Source organism: Mycobacterium sp. OAS707 (assembly GCF_014873705.1).
GTDB lineage: Bacteria > Actinomycetota > Actinomycetes > Mycobacteriales > Mycobacteriaceae > Mycobacterium.
Map to the genome: position 1 here is coordinate 90,091 of NZ_JADBDS010000001.1, position 25,820 is coordinate 115,910.

The following is a 25,820-nucleotide window of genomic DNA, read 5'->3' on the forward strand; positions in this document are numbered from 1 at the left end:
TGATGGCGATCCCGGCGGACTGGGCGCCCGACGCGTGCACGCTGCCGACGTCGGAACGCCCACTGCGGGTTGCAGAGTTCGACGACTTGTTCAGGTTCGTCGTGCGAGCCGAGCGCCGAGAGCCGCAACGGTTGGACCTCGTGCTGCGCCGCATCGTCGAGGCCCCGGCTCGGGATCTGGCCCGACGAGAAAGCGAGTGCTGTTCGTTCTTCACGTTTGAGCTCGAATCGACCGGCGACGATTTCGTCATGCGTATCGGCGTTCCGCCTGAGCATGTAGCGGTTCTCGACGCGATCCAGGCCCGCGCCGCGGCAACGTGACCGACACCGTCGTCGTCAGAGTCAAACCTGGGAGCAAGAAGGGACCGCTTGTCGAGACCGGTGCCGAGGGCGAGCTGACCATTTACGTTCGTGAGCAGGCGGTCGAAGGTAAGGCGAACACGGCCGTCGTCAGATTGCTCGCTGAGCATCTCGGCGTGCCCCGCAGTCACATCGAACTCGCCTCGGGTGCCACGTCACGGACCAAGCGTTTCCGCATCATTCGATGAGCGCGAGCGTGCGCAAAATGTACACATTTGACGGCGTGTCGGCGTGCAGACACGCACGCTCGCGGTAGTTGCCGGTAGTTGCCGGTAGTGGAGGTCGTTAGGCGACGCCGAGGTAGGCCGCGCGAATGCTGTCGTCGGCCAACAACTCTCGCGCGTTGCCCTCGCGGGTGACCTCCCCGGTCTCCAAGATGTATGCGCGATCGGAGCGGGTCAAAGCCTGTTGCGCGTTCTGTTCGACGAGCAGTACCGTCGTGCCCTGCGAGTTGATCTCGGCGATGATCTTGAAGATCTGCGATATCACCATGGGCGCCAGCCCCATCGACGGTTCGTCGAGCAGCAGCACTTTGGGCCTGGCCATCAGTGCCCGACCGATCGCCAGCATCTGCTGCTCGCCACCGGACAGCGTGCCGCCCACCTGGTTTTTGCGCTCGGCCAGCCGCGGAAATGTCTCCATCACCCAGTCGAGGCGCTCGTCGTGCTCGGCCTTTGAGGCGAATTTACGTCCGTAGCAACCCATTTCGAGGTTCTCGGTGACCGTCATACCGGGGAACACGCCGCGGCCCTCCGGCGCCTGGATCAGACCGTCAGTCACCCGCTTGTGCGCCTTGACGCCGGTGATTTCTCGACCGTCGAACCACACCGAACCCGATGTCAGCCTGCGCAGGCCCGAAATCGCCCGCATCATCGTCGTCTTGCCTGCGCCGTTGGAGCCCAACAGCGTCACCAACTCGCCTTCGTGCACCACCAGCGACACCCCGTGCAGGGCCTTGATGCGGCCGTAGTGCACCACGACATCGCGGGCCTCCAGCAGGATCGGGCGATCGTCACTCGACGTCATCGTCGGGCACCCCCAGGTATGCGGCGATGACCTTCGGGTCCTCGCGAATCTCATGCGGCAGGCCGTCGGCGATCTTGCGGCCGAACTCCAACACCACGATCCGGTCCGTCACGCCCATCACCAGCCGCATGTCGTGCTCGATGAGCAGCACCGTGTAGCCGTCGTCGCGGATCTTGCGGATCAGGTCGATCAGCGCGGCCTTCTCGCTCGGGTTGAAGCCGGCGGCAGGTTCGTCAAGGCAGATCAGCTTCGGTTCGGTGGCCAACGCGCGGGCGATCTCCAGGCGCCGCTGGTCGCCATAGGGCAGGTTCTTGGCCTTCTCCTCGCCGCGGTGTGCGATACCGACGAAGTGCAGCAGCGCCGCGGCTCGTTCGATGGCCGTCTTTTCTTCCCGCCGATGCCGCGGGGTTCGCACCAGCGCGCCGGGCACCGACGTCTTGTGCCGGGCATCGGTTGCGACGACGACGTTTTCCAGCGCCGTCATTTCGCCCCACAGCCGGATGTTCTGGAACGTGCGGGCAATGCCCTTGCGGGTGATCTGGTGTCGCTTGATCCGGCCGAGCGGCGCCCCGTCGAAGATCACCGACCCCGAGCTCGGTCGGTACACGCCGGTGATCGCGTTGAAGCAGGTCGTCTTGCCCGCGCCGTTGGGCCCGATCAAGCCGAGGATCTCACCACGCTTGATGTTGAAGGTGACGGAATCCAGTGCAACGAGGCCGCCGAACTTGACCGTCAAATCCTTTGTCTCCAAAAGGACTTCACCCTCCGCGACGTGAATCTCGCGGTGGACGCCTGCCAGGTCCTCGATGGTCATGCTGCGGGCTCCTTCTCGACCGGCGGAGTCCGCAGCCACTCACGGGCGGCCCTGCCATACGCCAACAGCCGGGCGCGCGCGGGAAAAAGGCCTTCGGGGCGGAAGATCATCATGACCACCAGGGCCAGTCCGAAGAACAGATACTTCAAGTCGCCCATGTTGATGCCGAGGAAGTGCACGCCCAACAGCCGGTTCGGGAGATAGACGATGACGAACGCACCGAAAATCACGCCGAGCTTGTTACCCTGCCCGCCGAGCACCACCGCGCACAGGAACAGCATCGAGTTGATGATGTTGAAGCTCGGCGGCGCGACATACTGCACCTGGCCCGCATACAACGCGCCGGACAGCCCGCCGATAGCGGCTCCCATCACGAACGCCCACAGTTTGAACCGGAAAGTGTTGACGCCCATCACTTCCGCAGCGTCTTCGTCCTCCCGGATGGCCACCCACGCGCGACCAACCCGGCTGCGTTCCATATTGCCGACCAGCAGCAGGATGACGACGATCAGCAGCAGGCCGAGCCAGAACCACCACGTTCCGTAGTTGGCGTGCCCCGACGAATTGCCATTGGAGAACACGCCTTCCGGCAGCTTGTCGCTCTCCCCCACCCGTGGATACGCGACCTCGTTCAGCCCGCGCGGCCCGTTGGTGATGTCGGAGAGGTTGTCGGCCATCAGCCGGATGATCTCGCCGAAACCGAGCGTGACGATCGCCAGATAGTCGCCGCGCAGCCGCAGCGTCGGGATGCCGAGGATCAGACCGGCAAGCGCGGTGATGGCCATCGCCAGCGGCACGCATGACAACCACGCCCACGGGGCGCTGAACGGCCCTGTGTCGCTCAGCTGGTTCCACGGGCTGTCCGGGCTGGTGAGCAGGGCGACCGTGTAGGCGCCGACGGCGTAGAAGCCGACATAGCCGAGGTCGAGCAAGCCGGCCTGGCCCACCACTACATTCAGCCCGATCGCGATGATCGCGACCATCGCGAACTGCGCCATCGTGCCGCCGAAACTGATGCCCGGCGTGTCGAGGAACGGTGGCGTGTAAAGCGGTAGCAGCGCAAGTGCCCCGAACAGCAGAACGCCGAAGGCCCACTTGTGCACGCGGGACAGCCCGTCCCACCAGTCGCGCAGGCCGTCGCCAGGCGCCAGGAACCGCTTGCCGTTCATGCTCGTGCCTTCCCGAGGCTCTCCCCGAGTATCCCGGTCGGCCGGAACAGCAGCACCAAAACCAGCAGGACGAACGCGACCACGTCGCGCCACTGCGTGCCGAACACGGCCTGGCCGTAGTTCTCCATGATGCCGAGCAGCAGGCCGCCCAGCAGGGCGCCGCGCAGATTGCCGATGCCGCCGAGCACTGCCGCGGAGAAAGCCTTGATACCCAACAGGAATCCGCCCGAATAAATGATTCCCTGTGGCACCTTCATGGTGTACAGCAGCGCCGCCGCGCCGGCGAGCAGTCCGCCGATGAGGAACGTCGTCATGATGATGCGCTCCCGCGACACCCCCATCAGCGTCGCGGTCGTCGAATCCTGCGCGACAGCCCTGATGCCGCGGCCGAACTTGGTGCGGTTGATCGCGAAATCGGTGAGTACCGCCAAGATCAGCGCCGCGACGACGATGACGATGGTGACGTTGGAGACCGTCGCGCCGAAGATGTGGAACTGCGCCTTCGGCTGCACCAGGATGATCGGTTGCTGTGCGTTGCTACCGCCGTAGCCCTTGATGATGTGCGGCAGGATGAAGTGGACGAATTCCTGCATCACGAACGACGCACCGATCGCCGTGATCAGGAACGTCAGCGAGCGGGCACCCCGTCTTCGCAGCGGCCGATAGGCGACGAACTCCAACCCCACCGCCGCCGAACCCGACACCAGCATCGCGAATAGCATTGCGACACCCAGATACAACACCGTCAGCGCGATGCCCTTGTTGTACGCGTTGCCACTTGGCGTGAAGCCGAGGAGGATGTCGAGCGCGAAATAGGCGCCGAACATGCCGAGCATGAAGATCTCGGAATGCGCGAAGTTGATCAGCCGCAGGACACCGAACACCAGCGTGTAGCCGACCGCCACCAACGCGTAGATCGCTCCCCAGGCCAGCCCGTCGATCGTCAACTGCCAGAAGCCGATTCGCAGGCCTTCTAGGTTGAAGTTGATGTTGGCAGCCAGGCACGCGTACTGCGCCCCGTGCTGTACGCACTCGTGAATCATCCGGTGGCGGCTCTCCTCGCGAAACTATCTTTGGCAAGAAAACGTGTCCCTAGCGAAAACGCGTCCGAGCCTTTCGGTCTCGGACGCGCTTCGCTCGAGCGACTACTGAACCTTGAAGATCCAGATGAGGTTGGTGGTGAGCTCACCGGTTGGCGTCCACTGGTACTTACGCGCCGTCCCCTGGCCGTTGTAGTTCTTGACGAAGTCAAGCAGCGCGGGCCGGGTGATGGCGCCCGAGTCGATGCCCTTCACCAAGATGGTGCCGAGGTCATAGCCCTCCGCGCTGTAGGTGCCGGCGTCAGTGTTGAACTTCTTCTTGTACTCATCGGCGAACGAGCCTGTTGCCGGACCGCACGGGCAGGACAGAATCGCGCCCTTGGTCGCCTCGCCACCTGCTTGACGTACTCGGGATCCTTGGTGCCGTCGGCCGAAACGAAGGTTCCGCTGAAGCCGCCGTCCTTGAGCTGCTGGGTCAGCGGCGCGGCTTCGGAGTAGTAGCCACCGTAGAACACCGCGTCGGGGCTGACGCCCTTGACCTGTGTCACCGCGGCGGAGAAGTCCTTGTCGCCCTTCTTCACCGAGATGTTGCATCCCGAATCAGCGATCGGGCCAAGCGTCTGACGCACCGCCGAGGCCAGACCGAGACCGTAGTCGGTGCTGTCGTCGATCACACAGATCTTCTTGTAGCCCAACGTGTTTTTCAGATAATTGGCGACCGCCGGGCCCTGAACGGCGTCGTTGGCCAGGCCGCGGAAGAACGTCTTCCACCCGTTCTCACTAAGCGTGGGGTTGGTCGCCGATGCCGTCGTCGCGACCAGGCCGGCCTGATCGAAGACGGTGCCGGTGGCCTTGGTCTCACCCGAGAACGCCGGGCCGACAAGGCCGATCGTGTACTGGTCGTCGACGATCTGGGGCGCGATCGCGGTGGCCTTCTGCGGATCGCCCTCGGTGTCGAACGGTTTGAGCTGCACCTGGCAGCCCGGATTGGCGGCGTTGTGCTTGTCGATGGCCAGTTGCACGCCGTTCTTGATGTTGATGCCCAGCGCGGCGTCGGGGCCGTTGAGCGCCCCCGCCATCGCGATCGACACCGGCGGGCAGGTGGCCTTGCCGTCTCCGGCGGGATCGGCTGGCGCAGCCGTCTGGTCGGACTTGACCTCCTTGCCCTGCTCGTCGATCTGCACCTGCTCGACGATCTTCAGATCGGTCTGCGCTGTGCCCCCTTCTTCCGGCTTGGACTGGTTGCAGCCGGCGAGCCCCATCGAGCCGAGCACAACCAAACCCGCACTACCGAGAGCAAATACATTCCGCGCCACGCGTCCGCGCACACTTCACCTCCGAGTCAATGTTTTCGTCGGCATCGGCACACCAGCCCTCCTCTGCCGGGGCGGCGATGCTTCGGGACGACCATAGCCAACGGGAACCCATGCCGCGTGATGTTGGAAAACGCACACCGCTGACCGGCCGTAAAAACGCTGTCAACGGCGCGTCGGAAACCCAGTATTTACGCCTTCTCCGGCGTATCGAGGGTTTCCAGCACCACTTCTGCGACACGCTTCATCGTGGTTCGGCGATCCATCGCGGCGCGCTGAATCCATTTGAACGCCTCGGGCTCCGACATGCCCTGCTTTTCCTGCAGCAAACCCTTTGCGCGTTCGACGAGCTTGCGGGTCTCCAGCCGGTCCGACAGCGTCGCGACTTCCTTTTCCAGCGCGGCGATCTCGCTGAACCGGCTGACCGCCACCTCGATGGCCGGGATCAGGTCGGTGATGTTGAAGGGCTTGACGAGGTACGCCATCGCACCGGCGTCGCGGGCGCGCTCCACCAGATCGCGTTGGCTGAACGCGGTCAGAATGACGATCGGCGCAATTCGCTTGCTGGCGATCTCGGATGCGGCGTCGATGCCGTCGCGGCGCGGCATCTTGACGTCCATGATGACGAGATCGGGCCGCAGGCGTTCGGCCAGATCGACCGCTTCCTGGCCGTCGCCGGCCTCGCCAACGATCTCGTAGCCTTCTTCGCGCAGCATCTCGGCCAAGTCCAGCCGGATGAGCGCCTCATCTTCAGCGACGAGAACGCGGTGCGGCTTGTCGGCGTTGGGAGGTGACGCGGTCATGGCACACATTGTGGCGGTACCACGCCCGATCAGCGACCGGGGGGCATCCTCTATGGTGGTAAGCCGCGGTAGACAAGCCCTCGTATCCCAACTGGCAGAGGAAACGGATTCAAAACCCGTCCAGTGTGAGTTCGAATCTCACCGAGGGCACAAATGAGAGGGAGCCTCGCGGGCCCTCGAAGAACCCGCGAGGCTCTCACCCTCGACTTCTTGGTGCTGCGTTAGCCGCCAATGCCCAGCAGATGACCACCGGGAGCCAGCCCAGCGAGGCTGCCGCCGCCGAGGTTCAGGATGCCCTGGTTACCGGTGCCGCCGTTGAGGAGGCCCTGGTTACCAGTGCCTTGGTTGCCGATCCCCTGATTCAGGGTCCCGCCGTTGAGCACTCCTTGGTTCGCGGTGCCGTTGTTGAGGATGCCGACGTTGCCGATGCCCGAGTTCAGGATTCCGCCGTTCAGGCCGCCACTGTTGCCGATACCGACATTGGGGCCGCTGTTGAGGATGCCGTTGGTGCAGACCAGGCCTTGGATGCCCAGCAAGCAGGCGGCGCTGGATGTAGCAGGAACAGCCAGTGCGATGGCGCTGGCGCCGGCTAGCGAACAACCGAAGATGACGAGTGGACGAAGAGCTGGCATGTTTTTCCCCTTAGCCAGAGCCGATGGTTGACGAACAACAGGTTAGCTTGCCAAGCATCGTTTGAGAAGCACCTGGCAAACATTACTGGCTATCAATTCACTGGAGATACAGTCCAACTACGCGGAAAAGCCATCAAGCATGGCAAACAGCAAAATTGACGCAACTGGTGAATTGACGCTGGGCGTTGTCATCTGCGCGGCGCGAGCGAAATTTTGCTGCAGCGCACGGCCAGTTAGCGGTGATGTCATCTATCAGCAAATCTACGAAACCGGAGCTGGTGCGTTTTCGACGTCCTGCGCGCGGCTGCGGCGGTCCCACTCCGCGAGCACGGCGGGAGCTGTTGGCGGGGTGGCGAGACTGCCGACGACGAAGACCACCAGGCCTGAGGCCAAGCCCCAGAAAATCGGCTCGTTGGCGTAGATGTCGCCCACATAGATCATCGTCGCCAACGTCACCACGGTGCCGACGGCCATGGCCGCAACGGCCCCGACGTTCGTGCCGCGGCGCCAGATCAATCCGCCGAGGATGGGCACCAAAAGACCGCCGACGAGGATGTCGTAGGCCACGGTCAGCGCGGCGACCACGTCCTGCAGCACGCACGCGATGATCACCATCACGATGCCGAAGCCGAAAACATAGAACCGGTTATTGCGGATGTGGTCGTGCTCGCTGCCGCCCTCGATGTCGCGGTGCCGCAGCCGAGCCACGATGTCCTGACTGAACACGGTCGCCGTGGCGATCAGCGCGCCACTGGAGGTCGACATCACCGCAGCGAGCGCGGCAGCCAGGACCAAACCGGCCAGCACCGGCGGCAACTGCTGCTCGACGAATTGCGCGAATGCGTCGTCACGGGACTCCAGCGCGGGCAGCAGCACCTTGGCCGCCATGCCGATCACCGCGCCCGCCACCGCATACAACAGGCAGTACACCCCCGAGGCCGCCCCCGCCCAGCGCGCGACTCCCGGGCTGCGTGCCGTGAACACCCGCTGCCAGATGTCCTGACCGATCAGCAGGCCGAACGTATAGATGACGAAGTACGTCAGGATGGTGTCTCCGCCGATCGTCGTCAACGACGTAGCGTCGGCAGGCAGTTTGTCGGCCAGCCCGGAGACGCCACCCGTCCTGTACAGCGCGACCGGCAACAGGATGAAGAAGATGCCGACGGTCTTGACCAGGAACTGCACAAAGTCGGTCAGCGTGATTGACCACATGCCACCCAGCGTGGAGTAGATGATCACCACGCTGCCGCCGAGGATGATGGCCGGCACCTTGCCGATATCGAAGAGCGCCCCGAAGATCGTCGAATACGCGATCGTTGACGTCACCGACAGCATCAGGGTGTAGCCCCACATCACGATGCCGGAGAGCACGGAAGATCCTGGGCCATAACGTAATTCGAGCATCTGACTGACGGTGTAGACGCGCAGCCGCTGAATCCGGCCAGCGAACAGCAGGCTGAGCGCCAGGATGCCGACACCGATCCAGAACACCAGCCACATTCCTGAGATGCCGTATTTGTAGCCGAGGCCGACCCCGCCGATCGTGGATGCGCCGCCAAGCACGATCGCGGCCATGGTGCCGGAGTACAGCAATGGTCCGAGCCGCCGGCCGGCGACCAGGAAATCGGATTGCGTTTTGGCCCTGGTCTTTCCCCAGAAGCCGAACGCGATCATTCCGAGCAGGTAGACGACGACAATCGCTACATCCATGATTCCGTTGTCCTTTCAGCGCATGTCGAAGTGGATGAGGGTCGGGCCGTCGGCGTCGAACGCGTCGCGGACCAAGTCGGTGAGGTCGGCGGCCGACGTAGTGCGCGCGCCGCGCGCACCCATCGCGACCGCGAGCGCGGCAAAATCCGGGGTGCGCAAGTCGACGCCGATCGGCGGGATGTCGCGAGCCGCCTCCTGGTCGCGGATTTCCCGATAGCCGCCGTTGTCGACCACGACCACCGGCACCGAAAGTCTTTGCTCGACAAGCGTTACCAACTCCTGGACCGAGAACATCAGCGCGCCATCGCCGAGCAGCACGACCACTGGCGTCCCCGGCTTGGCTAGCGCGGCCCCGACGCCGGCGGGCAGTCCGTAGCCCAGCGTCGCGAAACCGGGCGAATAGCAGAACCGCCGTGGCGCAGGCATGTCGAAGAAGTGCACCGAGCCGAAGTAGGTGACTTGTGAGCTGTCGCCGGTGAGCACGCCATCGACGGGTAGCGCCGCACGGACCGCGGCATTGATCTCGGCGTAGGGGCCCGCGTCCTTATCCGCCTCTGCACGGCATGCCGCCCGCAGCGCGGCAGCCCGCTCACCGGAGAACGACCGGCCCGCGGGCAGCGCCGCACGAAGCGCAGCGACGGTCGCGGCCGCGTCACCGAGCAGCACGATGTCGGCCGGGCAGTTCTTGTTGAGCTGGGCTGGGTCGATATCACAACGGATCACGGTGCGACCGCGAATCTGGCCTTCCCACAGGTCCGAATCGCCGAGTTCGGTGCCGACCACCAGCAGCGCGTCGCTGTCCGCAGCAGCCTTCTGCAGGGCACGCAACCGGATCGACGCGCCGACCGACAGTGGATGCCCCTCGTCGACCACACCCTTGCCGTTGACCGTGGTGGCCACCGGTGCACCGATCGCCTCGGCCAGCGCCGTCAATCCGGCCTGCGCGTCGACGGATCCCCCACCGGCAATGATCACCGGCTGCGACGCGCGGGCGAGGACGTCGGCCGCGCGGGATAGCGCACCCGGATCTACTTGGGGCGGAGCAACTTTCGCGGCCACCCGCGGTTGGCCTGACCAACGCTGCTCCAAGACGTCGACAGGAACTTCGATGTGCACCGGTCGCGGTCGGCCGCCGGTGAAGGATGCGAATGCGTCGCAAACCGCCTCGGCCGCTTCATCGGCGCCATGCACCCGCCGACTCCAGCGGACCAGCTGATCCATTGCGGCGCTCGTGTTTTTGGCCTCGTGCAATTGCCCCAGATCCTGGCCCTCGCTGCCGGTGGGCATGCCCGACGACACGATGAGCATCGGCTGCGATTCCGCGTATGCGGTCGCCGCGGCCGTCATCGTATTGGTCAGCCCGGGACCGCTGGTGGCGACGACCACGCTTGGCGTGCCCGTGACGCGGGCATACGCCTCGGCGGCGTACCCGGCGCCCTGCTCGTGACGTGGGGTGATCGCCCGAATTCCGGTCGCAGGGAAGTGACGATAGAGCTCGAGGTTGTGAGTGCCCGGGATGCCGAAGATCGTGTCGACACCGTGTGCGGCGAGGGTTTCCACGACCGCGGCGCCCCCGTTGCGATGCGCGGTCATGACTTCGCGAGCACAGATATCAGTTCGAACGCGACGTGCGCAGCGGCGATGCCGGTGATCTCGGCGTGGTCGTATGCGGGCGCGACCTCGACGATGTCGGCGCCAACCAGGTTGACTCCCACCAGGTTTCGCAGGCAGTGCAACAGCTCGCGGCTGGTCATTCCGCCGGCTTCCGGTGTCCCGGTCCCTGGCGCGTGGGCAGGATCGAGCACGTCGATGTCGACGGAGACGTAGACGGGCGCGTCGCCGAGGCGTGCCCGCATCCGCTCGATCACGGCGGCCAGGCCGTCGAGCTGAAAGTCGTCGGTGCCGATCACCTGGAAGCCGAGCACGTGGTCGTCGGTCAGATCGGTCGGTGCGTAGAGCGGGCCGCGAATCCCGACGTGCAGGCAGTGCTCCTTGTCGAGCAGGCCCTCCTCGCTCGCCCGCCGAAACGGCGTGCCGTGGGTGAACGGCGCGCCGAAGTAGGTGTCCCAGGTGTCGAGGTGGGCGTCGAAGTGCAGCACGGCGATTGGCCCGTGGTCGCGGTGCAGCGACCGCAGCAGGGGTAGCGCGATGGTGTGGTCGCCGCCGAGGGTGATCAGCTTCGTCCCGCCGTCGCGCAACTCGTCCGATGCCCGCTCGATCGTGGTGATCGCTTCGGCGATGTCGAACGGGTTGACAGCGATGTCGCCGGCGTCTGCCACCTGTTGAACCGCGAAGGGCTCGACGTCGAGTCGCGGGTGATAGGTGCGCAGCAGCTTGGACGCCGCGCGGATGTGCGCCGGGCCGAAGCGCGCACCCGGCCGGTAGGAAACCCCTGAGTCGAACGGGACGCCGACGACCGCGACGTCGGTGCGGGTGACTTCGTCGGTACGGGGCAGGCGTGCGAAGGTGGCCGGGCCCGCGAAGCGCGGTACGCGGGTGGCATCGACCGGTCCGATCGGGGGCACAGTTGTCATGCCCAGCAGGCTTCCCGAAATGACCGCCGGCGGATATGGCCATTTTGTAGAGACTGGGCGGGTGCTGTTCGACGATATGTCCATGCTGACCGTCGCGGAACTCGTCGCAGATCCCGAACTCGGTCTCGAGCTGGTGGCCGGGCGGACCGGCGCCGATCGGGAGATCGAGGCGGCCGCTGTTTCCGAGCTGGTGCATCCGGGCCCGTGGCTGCAGGGCGGCGAGCTGCTGTTGACGATCGGGCTGTTGCTTCCGAAGTCCACCGCCGGCTGTCGTTCATATCTGGCGGAGTTGGATGCCGTCGGCGTGCAGGCCGTCGGGCTCGGACTCGGCGCCGAACTGCCCCACCAGCGGGCACCGGCGCCGCTGATCACCGCTGCCGACGAGATCGGCATGCCGCTGTTGACGGTCCCCGACCCGGTGCCGTTCATCGCCGTGACGAAGGCGGTGTTCGCCTACCGGGCGCGCGCCGAGCGCCAGGAGCTGGAATGGGCGTTGCAGACCCAGCGCGCGTTGACGGCCGCGGCCGTCACTCCGGGCGGATTGCCGGGCATCCTTGCCGCGCACCGCGAGACGACCGGCCGCTCGGGGGTGGTGATCGATCTGCTCGGCCGCGTACTCGCACAATCAGATGCGAGCGGCGAGCGCTTGGTAAGGCGCCTGTCGGGGCTGCTCGAATCGGTTCGCGATCAAGGCCTCAACGCCGCGGCCTCCGACATCAGCGAGGGCCGCAGACGCGAGCTGCACGCGCTGGGCGCCCGCAGGCTACGGGCCTGGCTGCTGATCGACGGACCCGCTGAACTGCCTGCGGCGCATCAGATTTCGGGCGATCTGGTATCACTGCTCTCCCTCGAACTGGAGCGCAGGCATGGGCTCAACACGACACAGCGCCGCGGTCGTGCCCAGATGCTCGACCGGTTGGCCCGAGGCACCGTCGATGACGTGGTGGCAGCGCGCTGGCTGACGTCGGTCGGGTTGCCCGACGCCGACCTGCAGGCCGCCGCTGTCGCCGCGCCGGACGACGCCGACGACTTGGCCGCCGACCTGCTGACCACTGTGCCTGACGCGCTGGTGCGGGTCGTCGGGGAGGTCGTCGAGTTGGCCGTGCCACGCAACACCGATCTGCCGGGCGCACTGGCCACGTTGGCCGGGCACCACGCGGCGGGCATCGGCATCGCGGTGCGACCCGGCGCGTTGGTCGTCTCGCTGCGGCAGGCCCGCTCCGCGTTGCCCGCGAGCAGGGTGCAGGGCAGGCACATGCACGCCGAGGAGATCGCCAGCAGCCGCCTGCTGCTCAACACTGTTGGGGCACAACCTCTTCAGGCGTATGCCGATGCCGTGCTCGGCCCGCTCGACGCAACGGACCGATCCGATGAGCTACTGCGAGGATTGACCGCGTTCCTCGAACACAACGGGCACTGGGGTTCGGCCGCCACCGCACTGCGCGTACACCGGCACACCATGCGCAATCGCATCGCCGCGGTGGAACGACTAACCGGGCGGCGCATGGATTCCGCGCAGGACCGCCACGAGTTGTGGCTGGCACTGCGGGCCCGCGACGCCGCCCGGATATCGTCCGACTAGCCGCCGGTCGACGCCGAAGCGTCTTCGCTGGCTGCGTGTTTCGGTGTGCCCGTGGTGGTCTTGGCGGTGTCGTCGCCGAGCTTGGTCTTGATCTCGTCGACCGACGTGCCGTTCTTGACCGAGCCCTCGGCGTGCTTGCCGGTGGCGGTCGTGCCGTCGGCGTCCTTGTTGGTTTCGCCGCCCGACTTCTTGTCGCCGTCCTTCTTGGTGTCGCCGCCCTTGGCCTCGTCCTCGTTCTCCTTGCGGTTGGCAGGAGTCGTGGCCTTGGGATCCTCGGGCGTCGTCGTGTCGTCGGTGGCCGCGGGCGTGTCCGTGGTCGCCGACTCCTCCTCCGACGCCGGAGTCGTCGACTTCGGCTCGTCGCCCGTGGTCGCCTTCGGCTCATCGCCCGTCGACGCCTTCGGCTCGTCGCCCGTCGTCGCCTTCGGCTCATCGCCCGTCGACGCCTTCGGCTCAGTCGTCGACGCTGACGCTTCCTTGGTCGCAGGCGTCTGGACCGCGGCCAGCTTCTCGGTGACCGCGCCGGCGATAGTCGACGTCGTCGTTGATTCCGTTGTCGGCGAAGCGGTTTCGAACGTTTCCGTCACTGCTTGCTGGGCAATCGCGGAGGTGTCAATCGCTTCGACTGTGGCCACGGCAGCAGTCGTCGTCGGCGGCTTCTTGAACGACGCCGCCCAGGCCGCGAGCGCGGCCGCCAAGGCGTTGCCGACTTGACTGCCGATCTTTTGCACCGTCTGTTGTACCGCAGGAACGACAGCGTTCTGGACCGTCGTCTGCACCGACGTGGCCACCTGCTGAACCAGTTTCTGCAGGGACGCCGCCAAGGCCTCCGCGAGATTGTTGGAATTCCTGGACGCAATCAGGTCCTTGATCCATTGCCCGGCCGGCTTCAGCTTCCACTCGCCGGTCGCCTCATCGAAGTAGTAGAGGCCGAAGGAACCCTGCTCGGTCATTTCCTGACCCAACCGGTCGCGCAGGCTGTAAATGAATGCCGGTCCGACCCAGTCCTTCCAGGTCGCCGCCAATTCCTGGTATTCGGCGGGCAATTGCGCCAATTGCGCATCGGTCAGCCCGTCGCCCCAGACGTTGAGGAAGTCACTGATGAACTTCAGCTGGTTCTGGTACGCCTGTGCCTGGTCGGCATTGAGCGACGTTGGCAGCCCGTATTCGGACGCCCAGATCTTCACCAGGTCGTCGCCGTTGGCCAGCATTGTCTGCCGCATCTTGAGCAGCATCTGCAGCGGCGAAATGAAACTGGGGTTCTGCTCGGCGAACGTCTTCGAGTAGTTGTACGGGTGGTAAGAGAGCGCGTCGAAGTAACCCTTCGCGCCGTTGGCGTACATGGTCTGCACAAAGGTCACCGGGTCCATCGTCAATCCACCCGCGGTAACGACCGCACCCAGCACGCCTGCGACAACGGTCGCGTTCGGATCGGAGGCCTTGATCGCGTTATAGGCGGCCTTCAAAACATTGGTATAGGCGACCGGGTCGACCGCAGGCGACCAGCTCTTGTAGGAGTTCGGCTCATTCCACACCTCATAGGCCGAAATTTCGCCGTGGTATCGCTGTGCAACCTCAGCTGCGAAAGCCGCGAAATCCGCCGGATCAGGTGCCACACCCGGGCAACCGAGGCAGCCCGTGTTGTTTTGACCGCCGTAGTACGGCGTCGAGTTGAGCACGCCCAAAACCGAGAAACCGCGATCGGTCGCCTCCTGAATGATGCGATCCATCTTTGTCCAGTTCGGCGGGTAGAGCTGCTCCAACGCCGACCCCGGCTCGGCGGGCTTGATCGCGGCCCACGGGACGATGACCCGGACGGTGTTGACGCCCAACGCCTGCATCTCATCGAAACGCGCTTCAATTTCGGCATCCGACGCGTTGTACAAATCCGAGTCGGCGATGCCGATCGTGTCCGACTCTTCCTTGATGACCGCTGTTTCAACGATGCGGTAGCTCGCCGCGCTAACCGCCCGCGGCATTGGCGAGGTGGGAGTGAGCAAATTGGTGACGTATGCACACAAGATCGCGATCGGTACTGCGGCAATCAAGGTGAATATCCCATATCGCCGCATACGGCGACTCATGGCCCGACTCATAGCCACTCCCGGTTGAGTTGTCAGTACGGAGACTTCCCGCAAGTTGTGTCGACTCAAATTAACCTATCCGGTAGTAAATCGCGCAACCAATGGAAAAGAACTTTTGGTCTGAAAAGTGTGGCGGCCCAAGACATCTTCCCCGGTGTGCCGAAGGCGAACAGCGCAGGCACATCATTGCTGCGCGCCAATGTGCGGATTTAGCAAACGCGATATTTCGACGGTTGTTAGACGGCAAAACGGCGGCATTGCTGTCCCAAACCTGGGAATATCCTGGTAATCACGGTATCGTCACGAACCAATTACTGGCGACCAGATGGCGAACCTTGGCTTCGACGGTTTGCGACGACCTTAGCAAGCAACTTTTTGGTTGATCTTGTTCCGGATCGCCACGCCAATTGCGTGCTGCGGGTCGACAACCACCGTTCGCTTTTTGGACATCGACACCATCCGGAGCGAACCGCTACTACGCGAGTCCGCATGCGTCACGTGATGATCCGGCGACGGCGCCATCCGCCGCGCCAGTGCCCCTAACCCCTCGCCGCAATGTCCGTGGAAACAATGGCGTCGACTTTGGCGAGCGGCAAATGCCCACTGCCGAGGCACGCCGCGCATCGGAACGCCTAGGCAAAACGAGGACGAGCGATCGCTCAGGGGAAGCCACGAATCCCCAGGTCGAGAAGCACGTGGGCGTTACGCTTTGACCGTGGTGGTCAAGGTCCGCCCCGTCTGCGTGCCCGAAGTGGCGCTGGAAAGCCGAGTCCCGGCGCGCACGCGCCACTACGCCGAGACCGTGGCGCGTCATCTGCGGGTGCTGACGGTCACCACCCGCATCGGCGCGGCCGTCAGCCTGTTCTTCGGCGTCCAGGGCCTGGTCGTCGGCCAGGACGTGGTGTGGATCGCGCTGCTGAACGTGGCAAGCGGTTTGGTCTTCCTGCTGATCCCGCTGTTGTACAAGTTCGGCGAACTCGTTGCCCCGCTGGTGTTTTACTTCGTCGCGTACGCGACGATCACGGTGGTCTGCTGGCATCTCGGCACCGGCTCCGGCATGCCGCTGTACTACCTGCTCAGCGCGGCGCTGATGGTGCTGATTCTCGGCGTCGACCACCTTGTTCTCACGTCGACGCTGGCGGCCCTCGGCGCCGCAACCGTCATCGCGCTCGAGGTCTTCGTGCCGTATAACACTGGCGTACAACCCTATTGGGCGTTTCGGCTGGGCTTCTTCCTGACGGTGGTTTCCGCGTTCGTGATGATCGTCGCGGTGGCCTGGTACGCGCTGCGCGAAACGCGTCGCGCCCGGTTGGCGATGGAGGCGGAATACGAGCGGTCCGAACGACTGCTCACCAACATCCTGCCCGCCACGGTCGCCCAGCGGCTGAAAGACCCGTCGCGCAACATCATCGCCGACAAGTACGACGATGCCTCGATCCTGTTCGCCGATATCGCCGGCTACACGAAGCGCGCGAGCGACACTCCCCCCGGCGATTTGGTGCGCTTCCTCGATCGCCTCTACACCGACCTCGATGCGCTGGTCGACCGCCATCGTCTGGAGAAGGTGAAAACCAGCGGCGACTCCTACATGGTGGTCAGCGGCGTGCCCGAGCCGCGTCCCGATCACATCGAGGCGCTGGCCTGTCTCGCCCTCGACATGGCCGAGGCAGTGGCCGATCTGAAAGACCCGCAGGGACGCGAGGTGCCGTTTCGCATCGGCCTCGCGGCGGGCCCCGTGGTCGCCGGCGTCGTCGGCGCCCGAAAGTTCTTCTACGACGTCTGGGGCGACGCGGTCAACGTCGCGGCACGGATGGAGACCACCGATGTCGAGGGCCGCATTCAGGTGCCACAAGACGTCTATGAACGGCTCAACCACGCGTTCCTGCTCGAGGAACGCGGCGAGGTCGAGGTCAAGGGCAAGGGCATGATGACCACGTGGTACCTGGTCGGGCGTCGCAACGATGAGGCCATCAAGAACTCTGTCGAGCGACACGCGGCCGAGCCAGCAGGTCCAGCAGCGCAGCGGTGACCTCGTCCGGGCGCTCTTCCATGATGTAGTGATCGCCGCCGGCCAGTCGGGTCAGCGTTGCGCCAGGGATACGGTCGGCCAGCTCGCGCGCGGTGGAAAACGGGATATACCGGTCGCGATCACCCCAGATGACCGCCGTGGGGCAGTCCATCTGCCCAAGCCCTGCGGCCAGACCGGGCACGGCCGGCACGTGGTAGTTGGTGAAGAAGTCGACGAAGGTCTGCCTGCCGCGGGGCGTGTCCAGCCAGCCGAGGTACTCGTCTTCAAGGCGCTCGTCGAAGCAGCCCATCACACGGTACGGGCGTAGTGCGACATGGTGCAGCCGTCGCAGCGGCAGCCGTCGCAGCAGCGCGGGCGCATGGCACGCGACCCAGTGTTGGCCCTGCGAGAAGCGATAGAACCAGGGCCGAAAGATGTTGTGCGCGCGCGTGTTCAGCAGAGCCAGTCGCAGCACGCGCTCCGGATGGCGTTGCGCGTAGCCAAGGCCGAGAAAGCCACCGTAGTCATGCGCGACGAGGTTGAAGCGGTCCAAACCGAAGGAGTCGGCCAGCGCGCCGATCCGCTCGACCTCGGCGTCGTAGGTGGGCGGAGTGTCCGGCGATTCCGCGCGCCCGAAGCCGGGCCAATCGGTCGCGACGACGCGGTAGTGCTCGGCAAGGGCGGGGATCTGGTATCGCCAGCAGGATGCACTCTGCGGATATCCGTGCAACAGCAGCACGGGTTCGCCCGCGCCGATGTCGAGAGGCGGCGGCTTCATTTTGTTCAGAATAGTATAAAATTTGCTCCGTGCCTAGACGCCGCGGCAGGCCCAGGAACTACGACCCGCACGCTGCAATGCGACACGCCCGGGACACATTCTGGCGCGGTGGCTATGCAGGCACTTCGCTCGAGAATTTGTCTGCAGGCATGGGCATGAACCGCCCGAGCATCTATGCGGCGTTCGGCGACAAGCGTTCGCTGTATTTGCGGGCCATCAGTGAGTATGCGGACATGAGCTGCGACTGGCTGGCGACGGCGCTGGCAAGGCCGCGACCGTTGCGCGAGGGATTGGGTGCGGTGTACCGGTACGCCCGCGACTTCTACCTGGCCGGCGACGAATCGCCGCGCGGCTGCTTCCTGCTCGGGACGGCCGTCACCGAGGCCAGCCAGGACGCGGAGGTGCGAGCCATCGTCGAGGCCACGCTGGCGTCCTTCACCGCCACGTTCGCCGAACGATTCGAGCGCGCCGAGCGAGAAGGGGAGCTGTCCCCACACCCGCCCGACGCGCTCGCACACATCGCCACGGCAACGTTGAACACACTGTCGGTGCGCGCCCGAACCGGAGCACCCACTGCAGTCCTCGACGCGCTGATCGGCGCCACCGTGGACGTGATCTGCGTCGACTAGACCTTCCGATTCTCCGACTTGATCAACCAGGCCAACTTCTCCAGACCATCGATCAGCTGATGCAAGATGTCCGCGCTGCTGGGATCCTCGGCATCGACGGCGTCGTGCACGGCGCGGATCGTGTCGACCGTCGCGTAGATCCGCCCGGTGATCAGGTCGACGACCTCGGTGGTGGCCTGCTCGAAGGCCGGGAACTGCGGAAGCGTGGTGCTTGCCGCGACGGTGTCGGACCGGCCGTCCGGCACCGCGTCCAGTGCCCGCAGCCGCTCGGCGACGGTGTCGCTGGCTTCGCGGGCGAAGTCGACGAGTTCGTCGAGCTGCAGGTGGAGGTCACGGAAATTGGTGCCGACGACGTTCCAGTGGGCCTGCTTGCCCTGTAGATGAAGTTCGATCAGATCGACCAGCACTCTCTGCAGGTTGGCGCTCAGCTCCGGTGATGCCTGAAAATTCTGTACTTCTGCTTCTGTGCGACGTGTTGTGGTACCCATGCCTAGGTCAACGCCGATTTTCTGGAATCATTCCAAATTAGCGCGGTCTTGTTTCTCCAGCAGTCGCGCATAGCCCGCGCCCATGCCCAGCAGGACCAATCCCACGACGATGAACACCGCGACGCGGAAGATGCCGTCGAGTGTGCCGAGGTCGAACAGGAACAGTTTGGCCATGGCCGCGGCCACGAGCGCCATTCCCGCACCGATCGGCATCGGCCGCTCCGCCTTGGTCAGGCGCGCGGCGTAGCCGAACACCGCGGCGGCCATGGCGATCCAGCAGATCGTCGCCGCCATGTGGCCGGCGAAGAAGCCGCCGCCCTCTCCCCCGATCAGCACGCCTGCGGTCACCGTGAATGCGGTGACGGCATAGCTGATCACCGCGGCCGCCATCGCCCAGACGCCTGCTTCGGACTTCGAAGACCATGCGAGCGTGACCGCGCACGCCGCCAGCAAGACGCTGGCGATCAGCGTGGAAACGCTTGCCGCTGATGTGGTTTCGGTCGCCGCGAGCAGTGCGCTCGGCGGCGCGTAGGCAAGAAAGACGACACCGCCGACGACGCCGAACCCAACCGCGACCCACCGGGCGATCTCGTCGCGACGACCCGCGACGGCGAGCACCACGGCCAACGCCAGCAGCACCGGTCCCGCGATGTACCCGTCGAACGCCACCGTCACAGCGACCATTGCCGACACCGCCGAAAGGGCGGACCAGATGGACCGCACCACTCCCGTCACGCCAGGCGGGGCGATCAGGACGATGGCGAGCATCGCCGCGGCAAACGCGGCCACCATCAATGCCGCCACCACTTTGTCGATCGCCAGCGATACCCCCAACAGCGGCACTGCGCCGGCCGTGGTTAGCAGCGCCATCGCGGCACGATTTGCCGTGCGCGACAACAGAATCAGCGCGCCGACGACGGCAAGCACCGCGCCGATGGCGCACGCGCCCGCCAGCCAGAGGTCGCGCCCGGCGGCGAAATGAGCGCCTGCCAATGCGACGAGTAGCGGGAAGGTAGGGGCCGCCGTGCGGGCGGCGTGCATCCAGATCCAGTCCTGCCCGAGTTGAACCGGCAGACAGGCCGCCGACAGCGCCAGCATGAACCCGACGAGCAACAGCGTGATGCCATCGGTGACCACCGGCGCGAGGAAGATCAGCGGCACCAGCACCAGCAGGCCGAGATGCTGCGAATCCCAGCGGCGCGCCAAGGTCAACCCGCCGCCGCCGATGCCGGCGGCGATGACCAGCCCGACGGCCGCGGGCACCCAGTGATAGATCGTCGTGACAGCGATGACGTCCATGTATGCGGCCGCGAGACCCGTGGCTGCTAAAGCGATCGCGCCGACCCGCCCACCGGGCCTAGCCGACAGCCACCACCCCGCTGCCACCAGACCGCCGGCGAGCACGGCACCGCCGCCGACGCGGAACTCCGGGCGAAGGAGGCCCGCCTGTGCCGCCAGCACCAGCAGCAGGACGACGCCGATCAGCGTCACGGCGACACCGGCGACCGCGAGGACCTTGCCGATCCAGCCCTCAGACCGTTCCTTTGGAGGCTTCGGCGCCGCCGGCGGCCGAACGAATGCGGGTCGGGCTGGCTGCGGGTAGTGCGGCGGGTAAGGCATGGGCTGCCAGTACGGCACCGCGGGAGGGACGTAGGGCTGCGGCTGTCCAGACAGTTGGCGGTCGAGTTCGGTCAGATCCGCGGACATCCTGGCCAACTGCTGCGTCATCGCGGCGAAGTCCGCCGACAACCGGGAGATGACGGCGCGCGGTTCGGTCATGTCGGTCATATCGACGATCGTCCCAACGCGCACACGAAAGCGGATGAGTAGGACTACTCGTCGGAGTCCAGACCGTGTTCTATCGCATACCGCGCGAGCTCGACCCGATTGGCCACCTGCAGCTTGCGAAACGTGGCCTGCACGTGGTTTTCGACGGTGCGGTGGCTCAGCGAAAGCCGCGCCGCGATCTGCTTGGCAGTCAACCCCTTCGCGACGTGACGCAGTATCTCGGTTTCGCGGTCGGTCAGGCTCGGCGTTTCGGGTCCGCTGCCGGGTGCCTGCGCGATGCGCCGGTACTCCCCCAATACCAGGCCCGCCAACCCCGGCGTGAACACCGCGCGCCCCTCGGCGGTCGCCCGCACCGCAGCGCCGAGTTCCTGCTTCGACGCGCTCTTGACGAGATAGCCTGTGGCACCGGCTTTTACCGCCTCCAGGACATCGTCGCGCTCGTCGGAGGCCGAGAGGACCAGGACGCGCGACGCCGGGGAAACCGCAAGCACCTCCGCGGTGGCCCTGGCACCGTCGCCGTCGGACAATCGCATGTCCATCACGACCACATCAGGATGCACGACAGCAGCGCGTCTGCGCGCCGTGGCCACGCCGTCCGCCGTGGCCACCACGTTGAAGCCGTCCTCGGTGAGGTCGCGGGCCACCGCGTCACGCCAGATCGGATGGTCGTCGACCACCATCACCGTCGGGGTACCGTCAGCTCCCATTCCGTCCCACCTCCGGGCGAGGTGTTCAGCTTCGCGCTACCACCTAGCCAATTCATCCGTCCCACAATTGATTTGGCCACGCCCACGCGGCCCTCAGCGACTGCTTCCGCCAGCCTGCCCTCGGCAATGCCGACGCCGTCGTCGCGGATGCTGACGGCGACCGAGTCCCCGAGGTCTTCCAACAGCACGTAGGCGCGCGCCTCCGGCCCGGCGTGTGACGCGGCATTGTCCAAACAGTTGGCCACCGCTGCGTATAGCTCGTCTGCGGTTGCGGAGTCGAGCAGCACCGGATCAGCAGGCACGCTGACCGACACCCGGTCCGATGCTCGCCGCCGCAACAGCGCGCCGAGATCGGCCATCGCACCTGCCCGCGGTTCGGTGTCCGACGAGCTGACCAGTCGACGCAGGGCCCGCTCCTGCTCTCCGGCCAGCTCGGCCAATTCCGCTGTCTCACCGCCGATTTCGCGGCCACGACGGGATACCAGCGCGAGCACCTGGATCGCGCCGTCATGCACCTGACGCGACAGCCGATCCCGCTCCTGTTGCGAGGCTGCCAGCCGGGTGGCTCGTTCCAGCTCCGCGTGGGCACGTCTGGCCGTTTGCGCCGCCATCCCGACCGCGAGACCAACGGCCAGTTCGATGACGATGGTCGCGTTGCGGCCCAGGTCGTAGTTGATGAAGCCTTTCACCACCGTGCTGGCGATCATCACCACCACGCCGGTGAGCATGCCGGGGATCGGGCCAAGCAGGACCGCCGCCGAGATGGTTGCGTTGGTCGCCCACAAGGTTGTCGGCCACGACTGATTGTCCAGTGCCCACTGGTCGGACGCGACGAACTCGGTCGACAGCACCAGCGCAGTCACCACTGCGATCTCCGTCAACACCCACGCTGGCCTGCGGCCGAACCCCTGCAGATACGCTGCCGCGCAGGCCGCGCTCCAGCCGATCAGGACGGCGAACAGCAGCCATCCGACCGCTGGATGGTCGAGCTCTGGGTTGATGGCGATTTGGAAGCCCAGCGCGTAAAGGCAACTCAGCAGCCGGAATACCTGAGCGGCCCGCCACAGCGGGGTGGCCGGATCCGGGTGCGCCACTACAGCACCTTGGATAAAAACGCTTTCGTGCGTTCGTGTTGTGGCTTGCTGAGCACTTCGCGCGGCGGCCCGCTCTCAACGACAACGCCGCCGTCCATGAACACCAGTTGGTCGGCGACCTCCCGGGCAAAGCCCATCTCGTGGGTGACGACCACCATTGTCATGCCTTCTTGCGCAAGCTTTTTCATCACGCCGAGGACCTCGCCGACCAGCTCAGGATCCAGCGCGGAGGTGGGCTCGTCGAACAGCATGAGCTTGGGATTCATCGCCAGCGCCCGCGCGATCGCGACCCGCTGCTGCTGCCCGCCCGACAACTGCGCCGGGTAAGCGCCTGCCTTCTCCCCCATGCCAACCTGATCCAGGAGATCACGGGCCCGGGCGACGGCCTCGGACTTCTTGACCCCCTTGACATGAATCGGTGCCTCGATGATGTTCTCCAGCGCAGTCCGATGCGGGAACAGGTTGAAATGCTGGAACACCATGCCGATGTCGCGGCGCTGCTTGGCGGCGTCACGGGGCGACATCTCGAGCAGCTTGTTGCCCCGATCGCGGTAGCCGATCAACTCGCCATCGACGTACAGTCGGCCCGCATTGACCTGCTCCAGATGGTTGATACAGCGCAGGAACGTCGATTTTCCGGACCCGGACGGGCCGACCATGACGAGCACTTGGCCCCTGCCGACCTCCAGCGTTATCCCCTTCAGGACGTTCAGCGCGCCGAAGCTCTTGCAGACCTGTTCGGCCTTCACCATCGGCGGGGTCATGGATGCGGCTCTCCAATCATCTGTGCATTGGCCAGTGCCTCAAGCTGTTTGGTGGTGAGCTTCCGGCTTGCCCCGCGTGAGTAGTACCGCTCCAGGTAGAACTGGCCGACCATCAAAATGCTGGTGACAATCAGATACCAGGTCGCAGCCACCAGCGCGAGCGGGACGGGCTCGAATGTCCTGGCGGCGATTTCGCGGGTGGCGATGCTGTACAGGTCGAACGCGTAGGGCACGGCGGTGACCAACGATGTTGTCTTCAACATGCTGATGACCTCGTTGCCGGTCGGCGGGATGATGACCCGCATCGCCTGCGGAAGCACCGTGCGCCGCATGGTCATCCCCCACGACATGCCCAGCGCAGTGGAGGCCTCCGTCTGCCCCTCCGGCACGGAACTGATTCCGGCGCGGATGATTTCGGCCATGTAGGCGGCCTCGTTGAGAGCCAAGCCGAGCATCGCGAGGATGAACGGGATGGACAGCGCCTGCAGATTGAGATGAAAAAACGACGGCCCGAACGGGATACCGAGCTGGATGTTCGCATAGATCGTCGGGATCAGGCCCCAGAACGCCAACTGCACGTAAATCGGTGTGCCGCGGAAAATCCACAGGTACACCCATGACACCGACCGGAACACCGGGTTCGGCGACAGCCGCATCACCGCGAGCAGCACGCCGAGCACGATCGCGATCACCATCGAATAGACGGTCAATTGCAGGGTGTTCCAGACCCCCAACATGATCCGGTCGTTGAAGAGGTAGTCCGCGTAGATCGACCACCGGTAGGACGGATTGGTGGCCGCGCCGTAGATGAACAGCGCGGCCAGCACGACGATGACGACCGCCGCCGCCCACCGCCACGGATGTCGTAGCGGGACGGCATCAATCGCAGCCGGGCCGGTGGACGGCGACGAGTCGACAACAGTCATTTCTGCGGCTCCTCGGAACCTAGTTGATCGCGCCGTTGATCACTGGCTTGTCGATGGTGCCCTTATCGACACCCCAGTTCGCGGCGATCTGCTTGTACTGGCCGTTCTCGATGAGATGCTCGAGGGCCTGCTTGAGCGACTGCGCCAGCGGAGAGCCCTTCTTCACGGGCCAGCCGTACGGCGCCGCATCAGCGATATCGCCCGCTGCTTCCAGCTTGCCATTGCTCTGCTTGATCGCGTACAAGGTCACCGGCGAGTCGGCCGACATCGCGTCCGCCTGGCCGAGCACCACTGCGTTGGTGGCCGCGTCCTGACCGTCGAATTTGATGATGTCGATCGCGGGCTTGCCTGCGTCCGTGCACGCCTTGCTCTTGGCGGGCAACTCCTCGGTTTCCTCGGTCGTGGTCGCCTGCACCGAAACCTTCTTGCCGCACGCGTTCTTGGGATCGATTCCGGCGCCCGGCTTTTGGGCCCACAGAATGCCCGCCGAGAAGTAGGTGACGAAGTCGACCGTCTGCTCGCGCTCCTTGGTGTCGGTGAACGACGACATGCCGACGTTGAAGGTGTCACCCTGGATTGCCGGGATGATCTTCGCGAAGTCCGCTTCGCGGAACTCCGCCTTCAGGCCGAGGGTCGCGGCGATCGCGTTCATCAGATCGACGTCGAAGCCGACGATCTTGCCGCTGGGATCCTTGAACTCGTTTGGCGCATAGGGAATGTTGACGCCGACGATCAGCTTTCCGGACGACTTGATGGCCTCGGGCACGGTGTTTGCGATCGCGTCGACCTTTTCGGCGTTCACCGTCGAGGGGGCCGTCGTGGGTCCCGCCTCTTCGCTCTTACTCGAGCATCCCGACAGCACGAGGGCGCCGGTCGCAGCAAACACCGCCGCGATGCGCCAGAACTTCTTTGGTCCGCTTTGACATCCAGCTGACACGGTTGCCTCTACTTTCTGCTTCGTGGATCCGGCGCGCAGCACCGGTAACGGAACAGTAGTAGAGACCTAACGCGCTGGCAGGAGAACGGAAGCCAGCGACCAAGCTGTGACTCAGCCCCAGGCGCTCGGGCAGTAGGTCGGGACCGCCCCTTGGATGAACGTCTCTGTTTGAGACTCGGTCCAGCCCTGCTCTTTCATCAGGTGGTAGCCGACCTTCCAGGTCGACCCGCCCTGTCGGCCCATGTCGAGGCAGAACTGTTTGGCGGTCCGAATGATGGATGTCTTGTTGTCGAACGGGACGCCCTTGGCGTCGAGGTAATCGAGGAACTTCTGGTCGTACGCCGGGTCGGCATTCGCGGGCGTAATGGATACGGCGCCTGCGGCCGCAACGAAAAGGGCCGCGACGAGCGTGCCGGCACTCCGGCGAATCGCCGTGTTCGTCATCCTCACTCCTTGTTTGCCCGCAGGCATTGACCAGCTGTGCTGACGGGAATCGTTCAACTGGACATCGTATCGAACGAAACTATTGTTACCGGAATCTCGAATTCTCGCCATCGTCAAAACCATTTGCACTGAGCCCTCGCGCTAGTTTGCGTTGCGCGGAACAATTGTGGAAAGGCGCGTCAATTTCGCGC

The 25,820-nt window shown here is 65.0% G+C and carries 24 protein-coding genes, 1 tRNA gene and 1 pseudogene; 6 read left to right on the forward strand and 20 right to left on the reverse strand.

The window, feature by feature from the left end:
- The first annotated feature begins 2 nt into the window (after positions 1 to 2).
- Together GGC64_RS00430 and GGC64_RS00435 are read left to right on the forward strand one after the other, a co-directional pair.
- Positions 3 to 320: a hypothetical protein gene (locus GGC64_RS00430; RefSeq protein ID WP_192720498.1), complete on the forward strand. Its 318-nt coding sequence runs from the start codon at positions 3 to 5 to the stop codon at positions 318 to 320.
- Positions 317 to 547 (forward strand): DUF167 domain-containing protein, encoded by a 231-nt coding sequence (locus GGC64_RS00435; protein WP_192720499.1) that lies wholly within the window; start codon positions 317 to 319, stop codon positions 545 to 547. The genes GGC64_RS00430 and GGC64_RS00435 overlap by 4 nt, the downstream gene beginning before the upstream one ends.
- A 97-nt stretch (positions 548 to 644) precedes the next feature.
- Here GGC64_RS00435 and GGC64_RS00440 read toward each other — a convergent pair whose 3' ends face one another.
- The 6 genes and pseudogenes from GGC64_RS00440 to GGC64_RS00465 all read right to left on the reverse strand — a co-directional run bounded on the left by GGC64_RS00440 (position 645) and on the right by GGC64_RS00465 (position 6,524).
- On the reverse strand, positions 645 to 1,385 hold the full coding sequence (locus GGC64_RS00440) for an ABC transporter ATP-binding protein (protein ID WP_192720500.1): 741 nt from the start codon (positions 1,383 to 1,385) through the stop codon (positions 645 to 647).
- Complete coding sequence (locus GGC64_RS00445; protein ID WP_192720501.1) at positions 1,372 to 2,199, reverse strand: ABC transporter ATP-binding protein; 828 nt, start codon at positions 2,197 to 2,199, stop codon at positions 1,372 to 1,374. Before GGC64_RS00445 ends, GGC64_RS00440 begins: the two co-directional genes overlap by 14 nt.
- Positions 2,196 to 3,368, reverse strand: coding sequence for a branched-chain amino acid ABC transporter permease (locus GGC64_RS00450; protein WP_192720502.1), 1,173 nt, complete (start codon positions 3,366 to 3,368; stop codon positions 2,196 to 2,198). The genes GGC64_RS00445 and GGC64_RS00450 overlap by 4 nt, the downstream gene beginning before the upstream one ends.
- Positions 3,365 to 4,411: a branched-chain amino acid ABC transporter permease gene (locus GGC64_RS00455; RefSeq protein ID WP_192720503.1), complete on the reverse strand. Its 1,047-nt coding sequence runs from the start codon at positions 4,409 to 4,411 to the stop codon at positions 3,365 to 3,367. Before GGC64_RS00455 ends, GGC64_RS00450 begins: the two co-directional genes overlap by 4 nt.
- A gap of 102 nt (positions 4,412 to 4,513) precedes the next feature.
- A pseudogene (locus tag GGC64_RS00460) lies at positions 4,514 to 5,736 on the reverse strand (branched-chain amino acid ABC transporter substrate-binding protein).
- A 176-nt stretch (positions 5,737 to 5,912) separates the two neighbouring features.
- Positions 5,913 to 6,524 (reverse strand): ANTAR domain-containing response regulator, encoded by a 612-nt coding sequence (locus tag GGC64_RS00465; protein WP_192720504.1) that lies wholly within the window; start codon positions 6,522 to 6,524, stop codon positions 5,913 to 5,915.
- Positions 6,525 to 6,600: 76 nt separating this feature from the next.
- Between GGC64_RS00465 and GGC64_RS00470 the strand changes: the two genes are divergently transcribed.
- Positions 6,601 to 6,674, forward strand: a tRNA-Leu gene (locus GGC64_RS00470).
- 71 nt (positions 6,675 to 6,745) lie between these two features.
- Here the strand turns inward: GGC64_RS00470 and GGC64_RS00475 are convergent.
- From GGC64_RS00475 to speB, 4 genes are all read right to left on the reverse strand, one after another.
- Positions 6,746 to 7,156: a hypothetical protein gene (locus GGC64_RS00475; RefSeq protein WP_192720505.1), complete on the reverse strand. Its 411-nt coding sequence runs from the start codon at positions 7,154 to 7,156 to the stop codon at positions 6,746 to 6,748.
- Positions 7,157 to 7,417: 261 nt separating this feature from the next.
- On the reverse strand, positions 7,418 to 8,866 hold the full coding sequence (locus GGC64_RS00480; RefSeq protein WP_192720506.1) for a sodium:solute symporter: 1,449 nt from the start codon (positions 8,864 to 8,866) through the stop codon (positions 7,418 to 7,420).
- A 15-nt stretch (positions 8,867 to 8,881) separates the two neighbouring features.
- Positions 8,882 to 10,459: a 5-guanidino-2-oxopentanoate decarboxylase gene (locus tag GGC64_RS00485; protein ID WP_192720507.1), complete on the reverse strand. Its 1,578-nt coding sequence runs from the start codon at positions 10,457 to 10,459 to the stop codon at positions 8,882 to 8,884.
- Positions 10,456 to 11,400 (reverse strand): agmatinase, encoded by a 945-nt coding sequence (gene speB, locus GGC64_RS00490; RefSeq protein WP_192720508.1) that lies wholly within the window; start codon positions 11,398 to 11,400, stop codon positions 10,456 to 10,458. The genes GGC64_RS00485 and speB overlap by 4 nt, the downstream gene beginning before the upstream one ends.
- A 61-nt stretch (positions 11,401 to 11,461) precedes the next feature.
- Here speB and GGC64_RS00495 point away from each other — a divergent pair, with 61 nt between their 5' ends.
- Positions 11,462 to 12,982: a PucR family transcriptional regulator gene (locus GGC64_RS00495; RefSeq protein ID WP_192720509.1), complete on the forward strand. Its 1,521-nt coding sequence runs from the start codon at positions 11,462 to 11,464 to the stop codon at positions 12,980 to 12,982.
- Here GGC64_RS00495 and GGC64_RS00500 read toward each other — a convergent pair.
- Positions 12,979 to 14,961: a cellulase family glycosylhydrolase gene (locus GGC64_RS00500; RefSeq protein WP_192720510.1), complete on the reverse strand. Its 1,983-nt coding sequence runs from the start codon at positions 14,959 to 14,961 to the stop codon at positions 12,979 to 12,981. The two genes, GGC64_RS00495 and GGC64_RS00500, sit on opposite strands and share 4 nt — an antisense overlap.
- An 820-nt stretch (positions 14,962 to 15,781) precedes the next feature.
- Here GGC64_RS00500 and GGC64_RS00505 point away from each other — a divergent pair.
- Positions 15,782 to 17,095, forward strand: a complete 1,314-nt coding sequence (locus GGC64_RS00505) for an adenylate/guanylate cyclase domain-containing protein (protein WP_192720511.1) — start codon at positions 15,782 to 15,784, stop codon at positions 17,093 to 17,095.
- On the opposite strand, the gene GGC64_RS00510 is transcribed toward GGC64_RS00505, so the two are convergent.
- The gene (locus tag GGC64_RS00510; protein WP_192720512.1) at positions 17,037 to 17,852 is read right to left on the reverse strand and encodes an alpha/beta fold hydrolase; all 816 of its coding nucleotides are present in this window, start codon (positions 17,850 to 17,852) and stop codon (positions 17,037 to 17,039) included. The genes GGC64_RS00505 and GGC64_RS00510 overlap by 59 nt on opposite strands.
- A 77-nt stretch (positions 17,853 to 17,929) precedes the next feature.
- On the opposite strand from GGC64_RS00510, the gene GGC64_RS00515 reads away from it, so the two are divergent.
- Positions 17,930 to 18,481: a TetR/AcrR family transcriptional regulator gene (locus GGC64_RS00515; RefSeq protein WP_225951261.1), complete on the forward strand. Its 552-nt coding sequence runs from the start codon at positions 17,930 to 17,932 to the stop codon at positions 18,479 to 18,481.
- Here GGC64_RS00515 and GGC64_RS00520 read toward each other — a convergent pair.
- The 8 genes from GGC64_RS00520 to GGC64_RS00555 all read right to left on the reverse strand — a co-directional run bounded on the left by GGC64_RS00520 (position 18,478) and on the right by GGC64_RS00555 (position 25,629).
- A complete protein-coding gene (locus tag GGC64_RS00520) occupies positions 18,478 to 18,969 on the reverse strand; it encodes a Dps family protein (RefSeq protein ID WP_192720514.1) in 492 nt (163 codons plus the stop codon). The genes GGC64_RS00515 and GGC64_RS00520 overlap by 4 nt on opposite strands.
- Positions 18,970 to 18,996: 27 nt before the next feature.
- A complete protein-coding gene (locus GGC64_RS00525; protein ID WP_192722332.1) occupies positions 18,997 to 20,748 on the reverse strand; it encodes a DUF2339 domain-containing protein in 1,752 nt (583 codons plus the stop codon).
- A 53-nt stretch (positions 20,749 to 20,801) separates the two neighbouring features.
- Complete coding sequence (locus GGC64_RS00530) at positions 20,802 to 21,464, reverse strand: response regulator transcription factor (protein WP_192720515.1); 663 nt, start codon at positions 21,462 to 21,464, stop codon at positions 20,802 to 20,804.
- Positions 21,437 to 22,558, reverse strand: a complete 1,122-nt coding sequence (gene macS, locus GGC64_RS00535; RefSeq protein WP_192720516.1) for a MacS family sensor histidine kinase — start codon at positions 22,556 to 22,558, stop codon at positions 21,437 to 21,439. The genes GGC64_RS00530 and macS overlap by 28 nt, the downstream gene beginning before the upstream one ends.
- Positions 22,558 to 23,310, reverse strand: a complete 753-nt coding sequence (locus tag GGC64_RS00540; protein WP_192722333.1) for an amino acid ABC transporter ATP-binding protein — start codon at positions 23,308 to 23,310, stop codon at positions 22,558 to 22,560. The genes macS and GGC64_RS00540 overlap by 1 nt, the downstream gene beginning before the upstream one ends.
- A gap of 8 nt (positions 23,311 to 23,318) precedes the next feature.
- Positions 23,319 to 24,248 carry an amino acid ABC transporter permease gene (locus GGC64_RS00545; RefSeq protein ID WP_192720517.1) on the reverse strand — a complete coding sequence of 310 codons (930 nt, stop codon included), beginning with the start codon at positions 24,246 to 24,248 and terminating at the stop codon, positions 23,319 to 23,321.
- Positions 24,249 to 24,267: 19 nt separating this feature from the next.
- Entirely contained in the window at positions 24,268 to 25,185 is a 918-nt protein-coding gene (locus tag GGC64_RS00550; protein WP_192720518.1) for an ABC transporter substrate-binding protein, read from the reverse strand.
- Between the two features lie 111 nt (positions 25,186 to 25,296).
- Positions 25,297 to 25,629: a DUF732 domain-containing protein gene (locus GGC64_RS00555; protein WP_192720519.1), complete on the reverse strand. Its 333-nt coding sequence runs from the start codon at positions 25,627 to 25,629 to the stop codon at positions 25,297 to 25,299.
- Between the last annotated feature and the right edge of the window lie 191 nt (positions 25,630 to 25,820).